The sequence below is a fragment of the Roseococcus sp. SDR genome (assembly GCF_019083995.1).
Lineage (GTDB): Bacteria > Pseudomonadota > Alphaproteobacteria > Acetobacterales > Acetobacteraceae > Roseococcus.
Genome location: NZ_JAHRCU010000046.1, coordinates 1 through 10,630, shown reverse-complemented (window position 1 = coordinate 10,630; position 10,630 = coordinate 1). Strand labels below are relative to the sequence as shown.

The 10,630-nt window shown below is 73.5% G+C and carries 11 protein-coding genes and 1 pseudogene; 5 read left to right on the top strand and 7 right to left on the bottom strand.

Annotation, left to right across the window (positions count from 1 at the left end; all coding sequences use genetic code 11):
* The 7 genes from KTR66_RS24430 to KTR66_RS24400 form a co-directional block, all read right to left on the bottom strand.
* Positions 1 to 705 (bottom strand): Hpt domain-containing protein (locus tag KTR66_RS24430; RefSeq protein ID WP_213617373.1); only part of this gene is annotated, 705 nt, incomplete at its 3' end.
* A 3-nt stretch (positions 706 to 708) separates the two neighbouring features.
* Positions 709 to 1,380 (bottom strand): response regulator, encoded by a 672-nt coding sequence (locus KTR66_RS24425; RefSeq protein ID WP_213617372.1) that lies wholly within the window; start codon positions 1,378 to 1,380, stop codon positions 709 to 711.
* Entirely contained in the window at positions 1,380 to 2,396 is a 1,017-nt protein-coding gene (locus KTR66_RS24420; protein ID WP_213617371.1) for a chemotaxis protein CheB, read from the bottom strand. The genes KTR66_RS24425 and KTR66_RS24420 overlap by 1 nt, the downstream gene beginning before the upstream one ends.
* Entirely contained in the window at positions 2,393 to 3,325 is a 933-nt protein-coding gene (locus KTR66_RS24415; RefSeq protein WP_213617370.1) for a chemotaxis protein CheW, read from the bottom strand. Before KTR66_RS24415 ends, KTR66_RS24420 begins: the two co-directional genes overlap by 4 nt.
* The gene (locus tag KTR66_RS24410; protein WP_213617369.1) at positions 3,322 to 4,119 is read right to left on the bottom strand and encodes a protein-glutamate O-methyltransferase CheR; all 798 of its coding nucleotides are present in this window, start codon (positions 4,117 to 4,119) and stop codon (positions 3,322 to 3,324) included. The genes KTR66_RS24415 and KTR66_RS24410 overlap by 4 nt, the downstream gene beginning before the upstream one ends.
* A 29-nt stretch (positions 4,120 to 4,148) precedes the next feature.
* Positions 4,149 to 4,472, bottom strand: coding sequence for an STAS domain-containing protein (locus tag KTR66_RS24405; RefSeq protein ID WP_213617368.1), 324 nt, complete (start codon positions 4,470 to 4,472; stop codon positions 4,149 to 4,151).
* Positions 4,473 to 4,578: 106 nt separating this feature from the next.
* Positions 4,579 to 4,989 carry an ATP-binding protein gene (locus KTR66_RS24400; RefSeq protein WP_213617367.1) on the bottom strand — a complete coding sequence of 137 codons (411 nt, stop codon included), beginning with the start codon at positions 4,987 to 4,989 and terminating at the stop codon, positions 4,579 to 4,581.
* A gap of 129 nt (positions 4,990 to 5,118) precedes the next feature.
* On the opposite strand from KTR66_RS24400, the gene KTR66_RS24395 reads away from it, so the two are divergent.
* The 5 genes and pseudogenes from KTR66_RS24395 to KTR66_RS24375 form a co-directional block, all read left to right on the top strand.
* Complete coding sequence (locus tag KTR66_RS24395; RefSeq protein WP_213617366.1) at positions 5,119 to 6,309, top strand: acyl-CoA dehydrogenase family protein; 1,191 nt, start codon at positions 5,119 to 5,121, stop codon at positions 6,307 to 6,309.
* Complete coding sequence (locus KTR66_RS24390; RefSeq protein WP_213617365.1) at positions 6,306 to 7,241, top strand: tripartite tricarboxylate transporter substrate binding protein; 936 nt, start codon at positions 6,306 to 6,308, stop codon at positions 7,239 to 7,241. Before KTR66_RS24395 ends, KTR66_RS24390 begins: the two co-directional genes overlap by 4 nt.
* Complete coding sequence (locus tag KTR66_RS24385; RefSeq protein ID WP_213617364.1) at positions 7,238 to 8,203, top strand: nitronate monooxygenase family protein; 966 nt, start codon at positions 7,238 to 7,240, stop codon at positions 8,201 to 8,203. The genes KTR66_RS24390 and KTR66_RS24385 overlap by 4 nt, the downstream gene beginning before the upstream one ends.
* A gap of 275 nt (positions 8,204 to 8,478) precedes the next feature.
* Positions 8,479 to 10,257, top strand: coding sequence for an arginine--tRNA ligase (gene argS, locus KTR66_RS24380; RefSeq protein WP_213617363.1), 1,779 nt, complete (start codon positions 8,479 to 8,481; stop codon positions 10,255 to 10,257).
* Positions 10,254 to 10,630 (top strand): annotated as a pseudogene (locus KTR66_RS24375) (hypothetical protein); the annotation flags it as partial. The gene argS and the pseudogene KTR66_RS24375, both read left to right, overlap by 4 nt.

The window sequence follows — 10,630 nt, the reverse complement described above, 5'->3', positions numbered from 1 at the left end:
CTCGGCCAGCGCCCGGCGGGGCCCGGCAAGCGCCAGCCGCGTGGCCTCGGCCTGGGCGCGGAGATCGCCGGCCAGGCGCGGCACCGCCTCGCCCGGCTGCAGGAGCATCAGCGCCCGGCGCAGCCGGCCCAAGGCGGCGAGGCGGTCCACCGCCGGCGGGATCGCCTCCAGCAGGGTGGCGAGGCGCGGCAGGCCCCCCTCCCGCGCCAGGGAGGCGAGGCGTGCGGCGCGCTGCGGCTCGGCCTGCAGCCGCGGCAATTCATCCACGAGGCGCGAGGCGAGGGTGGCCCGCAGCGGATCGTCCTGCGGCGCGGCGGGGGCGCTGCCCGCGGCCGGTTCCGGCCGCCCTTCGGCGAGCGCCCCCAGGCGGGCCAGCAGCTCGGCCGGCGGGGGCTGGTCCTGCCGCCGCTCCAGCAGGGCCACGCGCTGGCCGCGCAGCGTGTCCACCGCCGCCAGCAGGGCCGCGCGCACCGGCGGGCTGAGCGCGAGCCGCCCGGCGCGGGCGAGGCCCAGCACATCCTCGGCCTTGTGCGCCAGCGTGCCGATGCCATGCGCGCCGATGGCCGACGACATGCCCTTCAGGCTGTGCATGGCGCGGAACAGCACATCCACCTGGCCGTCGCCGGCCAGCCCGCTTTCCAGCGAATCCAGGTGCTCGGCCGTCTCGGCGGCGAATTCCTGCCAGAGGGGATCGTCGGCTTCCATGGCTCAGGCCGCGAGCCCCGTGGCTTCGCGCAGCGTGGCCAGGATCTCGGCGCCGCTGCGCTCGGCCAGATCGGGCGAGAGCGCGCCCGAGGGCTTGGCGACGGCCGCCCAGGCGCCGCGGCGCAGCACCTCCAGCGCCGCGGGGCTGCCAGGATGCGCCGCGGAGGAGACGACCACCACCTGCCCATGCCCGCTGAGCGCCCATTCGGCAAGGAAGCCCAGCCCATCCAGGCCCGGCATCTCGAGGTCGAGCAGCGTGAGCTCCGGCTGCAATTCGGCCTGGGCGGCGAGCCCGGCCGCGCCGTCGCCCGCCTCGCCCACCACGTGGAAGCGCGGATCGCCGGCGAGGATCCCGCGCAGCAGGCGGCGCATCATGGCGCTGTCATCCACGATGAGGGTGCGGACCGGCCCGCGCTCCGCCAGGGCTTCCGGCGCGGGTTCCTCGCCGCCGCCAAAGGCGGCGAGCATGGGCGCGGCGGCGGTCAGCTCCGCCAGCGCCTCGGTCTCGGCCAGCGCCCTGAGCCGCGCCTGCAGCGGTGCGATCTCCATGCCATCCGCCATGGCCTGCATCTGCGCCAGGATGCGTTGGGCGGCCGCGAGGTCGGCGGCGGCGGCGAGGGCGGCGCAAAGCGGCGCGAATTCCTCGCGGAAGGCGGCCAGCAGCTCCTCGTCCATCACGCCCTCCACATCCCGCGCAGCCTGAGGCCCAGCCCCTCCGGCGAGAGCGCCTCCGCCCCGCCCAGGCGCGAGCTTGCCGCTTCCGGCATGCCGGCGACAACCGAAGTCTCGCTGCTCTGCACCAGGATGCGCCCGCCCTCCTCGGCGAGCGCCGCCGCGCCGGCCGCGCCGTCCTGGCCCATGCCCGTCAGCACCACGCCGCAGGCGGGCAGGCCGAGCAGCGCGGCGGAGCGGAACAGCAGATCGGCCGAGGGATGCACCGGGGCGCCGGTGGGGGCGAGGCGCAGCGTCAGCCCGCCGCCCGCGCGCAGCAGCACGCCATCCGTCGGCAGCAGCGTCGCATGCCCGGGCGCGACCGGCGTGCCATTGGCGGCGACCACGACCGGCCAGCCCGCGCGGCGCGTCAGCAGCGCGGCGAGTTCCGGCGCCAGCCCATCGGGCATGTGCTGGGCGATCAGCACCGGCACGGGCAGCGGGCCGCTCGCCGCCAGGAGCGCGGCCAGCGCGTCCGGCCCGCCGGTGGAGGCGGCGACCAGCACCAGAGGCGGCGGCGTCTCGGGCGTGGCGGCGCGGGCGCGGCGCGGCGCGGCCTCGGGGGGCGCGCGCCGCTGACCGGCCCAGTGCCGGATGCGCCCACGCAGCGCCTGGTCGAGGTGACCGAGGTCGAGCCCGCCCAGCCCCGCCTCCTTGCTGATGTAGTCGGCCGCACCCGCTGCCAGCGCCGCGATGGCGGCCGGGCTGTCATCCTGCGTGTGCTGGCTCACCATGAGGATGGCGGGAGGATGCGGCAGCGCCATGATCCGCCGCGTCGCCTCGATGCCGCCCAGCACCGGCATCTCCACATCCATCGCGACCACGGCGGGGTTGTGCTGGCGCACGGCGGCGATCGCGGCCTCGCCATCCGCCGCTTCGGCCACCACGCGCAGATCGCCATCCGCCTCGATGATGCGGCGCAGCGCCATGCGCATGAAGGCGCTGTCATCCACCACCAGCACGGGGATGGGCGCGGTCACAGCGCGCCCAGCCGATGCGGGGCCAGGATGGGCACGGGCGCGCCGCCCAGCCGGGCGAAGGCCGCGACCAGGCCGTCGCGCTGCGCGAGCGGCGTGACATCGGCCGCCGGCAGGGCCCGCACGCCGCCGATCTGTTCCACCGCCACCAGCACCTCGGGCCAGAGGGCGAGGCGGATGAGCGGTGCCGCGCCCCCCGCCAGGGCCGGGCGCCCGCCCAGCACCAGCCCGCCATCCAGCACCGGCAGCACCGCGCCGCGATGCGCGGCGAGGCCAGCCAGGCCCCGGCGCGGCGTGGGCAAGGGCTGCGTCGCGGGCAGGACGGCGACCACGGCCTCGGCCGGCAGGGCCAGCTCCATCCCGGCCGCCTGGAACATGACGAGGCGCCGCTGCGGCACCGGCGCCAACGCCTCCGCCTCCAGCGCGGCGGGGGCGAAGGCGAGTGCCGCCGCCGCCTCGGGCGAGGCGAGCCAGGCCTGGAAGGCGCGCGTGGCGGCGATGGCGGGCCCGGCCTCGATCCGCGCCGCCGGCAGGGCGAATCTCCGCCCGCCCTCGCGCAGCACCAGCAGCAAGCTCGGCGCCTCCTCCAGCGCGGCGGGCTGGCCGGCGACGAAGCCGGTCTCCAGCACCAGCACGGGCGCGCCGTCGGCTTCCGCGAGGCCGGCGACACCCGGGGCGGCGCCGGGCAGGGGGCGCAGCGCCGGCATGGGGTTGATATGCTCGGCCATCGCGGAGGGTATGGCCAGTGCCACGCCACCCAGCGAGAGGTGCAGCGCGGCGAGTCCGATGGCCCGGCGCGGCGGCGGCATCGGGGCGGCGCCGGCGAGGCGCGGCGTGGCCGGCATGGGCGGGCGCGGCGGCGCCTCGGCGTGGCGGGCCTCGCCCTCGGCCAGGGTGAACCAGCCGCCGCCGGGGAGGGGGAGGCGGCTCATGCCGGCCGTATCCAGACCGATTCGCCCTGCGGGAGCAGGCCGGCGGGCGCGCGGTCGGTCGGGCCCAGGGCCAGCACGCCGCCCGGGCGCAATGCGGCGGCCAGCGCGGCCGTGACGCGCATGCGTGCCGGCTCCGTCAGGTAGATCAGCACATTGCGGCAGAAGATCACGTCGAAGCCCGGAACATCGCCGAAGCCGTCCAGCAGGTTGGCGCGCCGAAAATCCAGGGTGCGGCGCAGCGCCGGATGCAGCCGGGGCGTGCCATCGGGTCCGGCGAGCCAGGGGCGCAGCGCCTCCGGCACCAGGGCGAGCGGGTCGCCCAGGCCCGGTGCGATCACGCCGGCCGCGGCGCTCTCCAACGCCGGCCGGCAGAGGTCGAGCCCGAGGATCTCAACTCCCGTGCCCGGCGTGTCGGCCAGGGCGTGGCCGGCCTGGGCGGCGAGGGTGAAGGCCTCCTCGCCCGTCGCGCATCCGGCCGAGAGCATGCGCAGCGGCCGGTCTTCGGCGCGGGCGCGGGCCAGGCCCGCAGGCAACAGCGCGCCCACCAGGTCGGCCTGGGGCGGATGGCGGTAGAGGCGCGTCTCCTGCACCGTCACCGCATCGAGCAGGGCGGCCCAGGCGGGGTCTTCGGGATGGGCGGCCTGCGGGTCGCAGGCGGCGACGAGATCCGCCGCGCGGCGCAGCCGTGCCGACAGAACGGGGGAGGGGGCGAGGCCGGCCAGCTCCCCGAGCGCCGCCAGCACGGCCCCGTCATGGCCGGTCCTGACCTCGGCGGCGGCGGTGCCACGCCGCATCCTCGGCCCCCCGTGGTCAGCCCCCCGGGTCAGCCCTGGGCGGCCTCGGCGCGGGTGGCGAAGGCCGGAATGATCTTGTCGAAGCCGCTGATCTCGAACACTTCGCGGACCGGGGCCTGCAGGCCCACCACCGCGAAGCTGGCCCCCGTCGCCTTGGCCTGCTTCGCCGCCTTGAGCAGCACGCGCAGCCCGGCGGAGGAGACGTAGCGCACCTCGGAAAGGTCGGCGATCACGCTGCCCTTCTCCAGCATGGCGAGCAGGCGGGTCTCCGTCAGACCGGCCGTGGCCGTATCCAGCCGGCCGTCGAGGATGGCCACGGCCTTCCCGCCTTCCTGGGTTTCGGTGATCTCCATCAGCGCAGTCTCCCTCAAGATGGTGCCGCAAGGTGGCGCGGCGCAGTGTCACGAGGCTAGCCGAGAAAGCGGCTCGCCCGAAAGCGGGGCCGAAAGCGGGGGCCGCTCAGCCGAGCGGCAGGGCGCAGGAGAGGCGGTTCAGCCCGCCCGCGCGCACATAGCGTGCATCCTGCGTCATCTCGCGCACCAGATGCACGCCGAGGCCGCCCACCTCGCGATCCTCGATGGCGGCCTCCGTATCGGGCGCGGCGCGGGCCAGGGGGTCGTACTCCGGCCCGTCATCCTCGATGGACAGGGCGAGCGCGCCCGACGCCGGCGTCACGCGCAGTTCGAAGAAGGTGGCGCCGGTGGCGTGCATGGCGACATTGGCCGCGATCTCCTCGGCCACCAGGGCGAGGCGCGCGGCAATGCCGGGGGAGAGCTCGGCCGCCTCCGAATAGGCCTCCAGCGCGTCGAGCAGGGCGCTCACGCTCTCCAGGCTCGCCGGCAGGCGCAGGTGAAAAGGCGGCGTGTCCAAGCGCGGCTTTCCTCGCATTCCTCTCCCTGCACCTATACCGGGTTTGCGGGGGGGCGGAAGACCTCCGTCCGATGCCGTTTGACTCGCGCGCCCGCGGCACCGGATGCTGCGGCCAAACGGAGGAACCTCATGAACGACGCCCTGCCGGTGGCCGATCGCGCCACGCCGGCCGAATTCGCATCCTATCTGAACGGCATCGAGCGCCTGGTGCGGGAGAGGCTGATCCCGGCCGAACCCCGCCTGGAAGGCCAGGAGGCCTTGCCGGAGGACCTCACGCAGCTTCTCCGCGAGGCGGGGCTGTTCGGCATCTCCATTCCCACGCGCTGGGGCGGCCTGGGCCTGACCATGGAGCAGCAGGTGCGCGTGATGTTCGAGGTGACGCGCGCCAGCAGCGTGTTCCGCGCGCGCTTCTCCACCACCATCGGCCTGGGCTCCCAGCCCATCCTCTACAACGGCACCGACGCACAGCGCGCCGAATGGCTGCCGCGCATGGCAAGCGGCGAGGTCACCGCCGCCTTCTGCCTGACCGAGCCCGAGGCGGGCAGCGATGCCGGCGGCGTGCGCACCGTCGCGGTGCCGGAGGGCACGGACTACGTGCTGAACGGCAGCAAGCGCTACATCACCAATGCGCGCCAGGCGGATGTGCTGATCGTCATGGCCCGCACCGCTGTCGGCACGCGGGATGCCGCCGGCATCTCCGCCTTCATCGTGCCGGCGAAGACGCCGGGCGTCAGTTTCGGCCCGGCCGACCGCAAGATGGGCCAGGACGGGAGTGCGACCAGCGAGGTCTTCTTCAACGATGTCCGCATCCCGGCTGAGAACCTGATCGGCGGGCGCGAGGGCGGCGGCTTCAAGACCGCCATGCGCGGCATCAACCATGCGCGGCTGCATGTCGCCGTCACCTGCGTGGGCCAGGCGCAGCGGCTGATCGAGGAGGCGCTGTTCCACGCGATGAACCGCCGCCAGTTCGGCCAGCCGCTGGCCGAATTCCAGATCGTCCAGGCGAAGCTCGCGGACATGCGGGCCGAGACGCAGGCGGCGCGCAGCATGATCCTCGAGACCGCGCGTGCCTTCGACGCGGCGGGTGAGGCGCAGGGGCCGATCATCGCCGACATCGCCTGCTGCAAGCTCTTCGCCAGCGAGATGGTCGGCCGCGTGGCCGACCACGCCGTGCAGATCCATGGCGGCGCCGGCTGGATGCGCGGCACGGTGGTCGAGCAGTTCTACCGTGATGTCCGCCTCTTCCGCATCTTCGAAGGCGCGTCGGACGTGCAGCGCCTGCTCATCGCGAAGGATATGATCAAGGGAGCCAAGGGATGAAGCGCCGCACCCTCTTTGCCGGCCTGGCGCTGCCCGCGCTCGCCCATGCGCAACCGGCCCAGATGCGCATCGTCAGCCCCTATGCGCCGGGCGGTGCTTCCGACACGCTGTCGCGCTTCTCGGCCCAGGCGATCACCGAGGCGATGGGCGTGCCCGTCGTCGTCGAGAACCGCCCCGGCGCGGGCGGCAATCTCGGCGCGGAATTCGTGGCGCGGGCGCCGGCCGATGGCTCCACCTGGCTCACCATCGCCGCCGCGCATGCCGCCAATGTCACGCTCTACCGCCGCCTGCCTTTCGATGTGGTGCGCGATTTCGTCCCCGTCTGCGTCATCGGCCTCGTGCCCAATGTGCTGGCCGTCCACCCCTCCGTCCCCGCCCGCAGCTTCCCGGAATTCATCGCCTGGGCCCGGGCGCAGCCGCAGGGCATCAGCTATGGCAGCGCGGGCATCGGCACGCTGCCGCATCTCCTGATGGAGCTCGTCCGCCACCGTGGCGGCTTCCAGGCCGTGCACATTCCCTTCCGCGGCTCGGCCCCCGCCATCACCGAGCTTCTCTCGGGCCGCATCCAGGCGACCTTCGAGAACCTGCCGCCCAGTGCCGCGCAGATCCGCGCCGGCGGCATCCGCGCCATCGCCATGTCCACCGCCAACCGCCTGCCCGACTGGCCCGACGTGCCGACCGTGGCCGAGACCTGGCCCGGCTTCGAGGGCGTGGCCTGGCAGGCGCTGATGGCACCCGCCGGCACGCCCATGCCGCTGGTCGAGCGCGTGGCACAGGTGGTGCTGGCCGCCACCGAGGCCCAGGCCACGCGGCTGCGCGGCATGGGCATCGAGCCCGGCGGCATCGGCCCCGACCGCTTTCCTGGCTTCCTGCAGTCCGAAATCGCCAAATGGGCCGAGGCCGTCCGCCTCTCCGGAGCCACCGCCGAATGAAGACCCGCGTCACCGAGATGCTCGGCATCGCCTACCCCATCGTGCAGGGCGGCCTCGCGCGCGTCGCCAAGGCGGAGCTTTGCGCCGCCGTCTCGGAAGCCGGCGGCCTCGGCCAGATCGCCACCGCCGGCCTCGACCTCGCGGGCGATGCGGGGGCGGCCGCGCTGCGCGCCGAAATCGCCCGCTGCCGCGCGCTGACGCAAAAACCCTTCGGCGTGAACTTTCCGCTGGGCCGTATGGACATCACCGCCATGCTGGAGGTGGCGCTGGAGGAGCGCGTGCCCGTCATCGCGCTCACCGCGGGCAATCCGGCGCCCTGGATCAAGCGCATCAATGGCGCGGCCAGGACCCTCGTCCTCATCGCCGGTCCCGAACTCGCGAAGAAGGCCGAGGCCGCGGGCGCCGACATGGTGGCGACCGTGGGCTACGAAGGCGGCGGCCATCTCGGCCGCTCGGACGAGACGACCATGATCATGGTGCCGCGCGTCGTCCGCGCCGTCTCCATCCCGGTCCTCGCCTCGGGCGGCATCGCCACCGGCCAGGGGCTGCTGGCCGCCCTCTCGCTCGGCGCCGAGGGCGTGGAGATGGGCACGCGCTTCGTCGCCACCCAGGAGGCCCAGGCCCATGCCAACTACAAGGCCGCCATCCTCGCCGCCGAACCCTCCGGCACCATGATCATCAAGCGCAGCCTGGGCCAGCCTGGCCGCGCCCTGGTCAGCGCCTATGCCCAGGCGCTCCTCGCCCGCGAAAACGCCGGGGCCACCCCGGAAGAACTCATCCCGATGATCGCGGGCACGGTGAACGCCATCGCCACCGATGAAGGCCGGATGGACGAGGGCTTCGCCTGGGCTGGCCAATGCGCGGGCCTGATCGAAGACCTCCCGCCCGCCGGCGAAGTCGTCCACCGCATGGTCGCGGAGGCTGAGGCCCAACTGCGCCGCCTGCAGCACGCTTTCGCCTAAGGGGGGCTTTCCCCGGGAGGGCGCTGCCCTCCCGGACCCTCCCGCCAGGGGCGTGGCGCCCCTGGACCCGCCGAGAGTTAGGCCTTGGGAGGGGAGCGTCGCGGGCGCTCCTGTGATCCAGGGCGCACCATGCCCCATCCCTCCCAAGGCCCAGTCCTGGGTTCCAAGGGCCTCTCGGCCCTTGGCAGGTGGGGTTCGGGGAGGACAGCGTCCTCCCCGGGGCATGCCTCGCCCCCTTGCGCGAAACGGCTGTGGGGCGTCACAAGCGGGGCATCATGAGCCACGACATTTTCGCCCATTTGCGGGATCGCACCATCACGGCGCTGCGCGCCCTTCTGCCGGAGGTGCCGGAGGAGGCGCTGTCCCGCGTCATCATGGAGCCGCCGCGCGATGCGAGCCATGGCGACATGGCGACCAATGCGGCGCTGGTGGTGGGCAAGGTCGCGAAGATGGCCCCGCCCAAGCTGGCGGCCGAGCTGGCGGCGGCATTGAAGGATTGCCCCGAGGTGGAGGAGGCGGCGCCGGCCGGCCCGGGCTTCGTGAATCTGCGCCTGCGCGAGGATTATGTGCGAGGCCAGGTGGCGGTGGTGCTGCGCGAGGGCGAGGGCTACGGCCAGGGTGCCGCCAAGCCCGGTTCGGTGAATGTGGAATATGTCTCGGCCAATCCGACGGGGCCGATGCATGTGGGCCATTGCCGGGGTGCGGTGGTGGGCGATGCGCTGGCCGGGCTGCTGGCCAAGGCGGGCCATCGCGTCACGCGCGAGTACTACATCAACGATGCCGGCGCGCAGGTGCAGGCGCTCGCCTATGCCGCCTATTGGCGGTACCTCCAGGCGCTCGGCACGCGCATGACCGAGGAGGAGTATGCGCAGCTCATCCCCGGCGGGCTGCAGTATCGCGGCGAGTATCTGATCCCGGTCGGCCAGGCGCTGATGGCAAGCCATGGCTCTTCGCTCGCGGTCGAGGACCCGGTGCATGGCTGGGGCATGAGCGGGCCGGATCTCTGGCTCGCCCCGGTGCGCGCCTTCACGGTCGCCGCCATGATGGCCGAGATCCGCGAGGATCTCGCGGCCTTGGGCGTGCAGCATGACATCTTCATCAGCGAGGCGCAGCTGGTGCGCGACGGGGTGCTGGAGAAGGCCGAGGCACTGCTCGACAGCCAGGGCCTGATCTATCGCGGCACGCTGCCGCCGCCCAAGGGCAAGCTGCCCGAGGATTGGGAGGAGCGCGAGCAGACGCTCTTCCGCTCCGAGCAGTTCGGCGACGACACGGACCGTCCGCTGCGCAAGTCGGACGGCTCGGGCACCTATTTCGCCAATGACATCGCGAACCACCTGCACAAGATCGAGCGCGGCTTCGACGCACTGGTGCATGTCTGGGGCGCGGATCACGGCGGCTATGTGAAGCGCATGCAGGCGGCGGTGGCGGCGCTGAGCGGCAAGCGCGTGAGCCTGGATGTGGTGCTGACGCAGATCGTCCATGTGATGAAGGACGGCCAGCCGGTGCGCATGTCCAAGCGCGCGGGCAGCTACATCACCCTGCGCGACCTGATTGATGAGGTCGGCAAGGATGCCGTGCGCTTCACCATGCTGACCCGCAAGTCGGACGCGCAGATGGAGTTCGACCTCGACCTCGTCGTCCAGCAATCGCGTGATAATCCAGTCTTCTACGTCCAATACGCCCATGCCCGCTGCCGCTCGGTGCTGCGCGGCGCGGGTGATCCCTCGCTGGAGAGCCTGGCGGAAGCCCCGCTCGACAGCCTGACCGATCCGGCGGAGCTCGGCCTGATCCGGCGCATCGCCTCCTGGCCGCGGGTGGTGGAGGCGGCGGCGGCCGCGCGGGAACCGCATCGCGTGGCGTTCTTTTTGAATGACTTGGCGAGCGATTTTCATCTACTCTGGAACAAGGGCAAGGAGGACACCACCTTGCGCTTCATCCAGGCGGACCAGCCGGCGGCGACGCAGGCGCGGCTCGCCCTGGTGGCCGCCACGGCGGCTGTGGTCAGGTCCGGATTGCGCGTGATGGGGGTCACGCCGGTCGAGGAGATGAGATGAGCGATGTGATGCAGCCCTCCTGGCGGGTCCGCCCGCCGGAGAGGGAGTCGGCGGGATGGGGGATTCCGCCGAAATTCTGGATGATCGGCGCCGGCCTCGCGGGTTCCGTCCTGCTGGCGGGGGGCATCATCTGGGGCATGTCCATGATGGGGCCGCGCGGCGTGCCCCTGATCGAGACGGATGGCCGGCCCTTCAAGGTCAGGCCCGACACGCCCGGCGGCGCCGTGGTGCCGCACCAGCAGGAACTGATCTTCGAGCGCAACCGGCAGGACCGGCCGACCGAGGCGCGCCTCGGCCCCGGGCCCGAAGCGCCGCGCCCGGATGCGCTGCGCGCGCAGAGCCAGCCGGCACCCACGCCCGCGCCGGCCGCCGC

Coding starts and splice junctions, on each gene's coding strand:
- KTR66_RS24425 (WP_213617372.1), bottom strand. CDS start 1,380: ATGGACGAGGAGCTGCTGGCCGCCTTCCGCGAGGAATTCGCGCCGCTT.
- KTR66_RS24415 (WP_213617370.1), bottom strand. CDS start 3,325: ATGAGCCGCCTCCCCCTCCCCGGCGGCGGCTGGTTCACCCTGGCCGAG.
- KTR66_RS24410 (WP_213617369.1), bottom strand. CDS start 4,119: ATGCGGCGTGGCACCGCCGCCGCCGAGGTCAGGACCGGCCATGACGGG.
- KTR66_RS24405 (WP_213617368.1), bottom strand. CDS start 4,472: ATGGAGATCACCGAAACCCAGGAAGGCGGGAAGGCCGTGGCCATCCTC.
- KTR66_RS24395 (WP_213617366.1), top strand. CDS start 5,119: ATGAACGACGCCCTGCCGGTGGCCGATCGCGCCACGCCGGCCGAATTC.
- KTR66_RS24390 (WP_213617365.1), top strand. CDS start 6,306: ATGAAGCGCCGCACCCTCTTTGCCGGCCTGGCGCTGCCCGCGCTCGCC.
- KTR66_RS24385 (WP_213617364.1), top strand. CDS start 7,238: ATGAAGACCCGCGTCACCGAGATGCTCGGCATCGCCTACCCCATCGTG.
- argS (WP_213617363.1), top strand. CDS start 8,479: ATGAGCCACGACATTTTCGCCCATTTGCGGGATCGCACCATCACGGCG.